Below are 485 nucleotides of genomic sequence, written 5' to 3'. Positions count from 1 at the left end.
GACTCTTGATCGTCTTGTTCTTCAACGGCTTCAAAGCGTGGGTAACCGGCAACTTTCAATTCTTGAGCAACGGCAACTTCGTAGAACTCGCGTTGTACCAATTCGTTGATAACATCGTTTTGTGCGCTTGCACCGTACATTTGGGCAATCATTTTGAACGGTGCTTTACCCGGACGGAAGCCGTCAATTTTTGCACGGCGTTGGGTTTGTTTCAGTTTTTTCTCAGTTTCTGCGTTGATTTTGGACCAAGGCAGAGACAATACTACTTTGCGTTCCAGATTTTCTAAAGTTTCAACAGTTACGCTCATCGTAAGCCCTTAAATTTGTTGTGTTTAAACGGTTATCCTTATACCCAGTATCCCGAAGAATTTCGGAAGCGTGCATAAGGTCAAAATTTAGCTGCTTAGTATAACACAATGTTTCACGAATAACATAAAAAGGCCGTCTGAAAAGTAGGAAATTCTTTTCAGACGGCCTTTGTGTTT

General features: G+C 41.9%; 1 protein-coding gene. It reads right to left on the bottom strand.

The window, feature by feature from the left end; all coding sequences use genetic code 11:
* Window positions 1-308 (bottom strand): trigger factor family protein (locus ACTHSP_RS21740; RefSeq protein WP_440346975.1); only part of this gene is annotated, 308 nt, incomplete at its 3' end.
* Window positions 309-485: the final 177 nt, after the last annotated feature.

This window comes from Neisseria sp. P0001.S005 (genome assembly GCF_051963715.1).
Note: the sequence above shows the minus strand (reverse complement) of the source record. Positions and strands in the feature narration are given on the sequence as shown.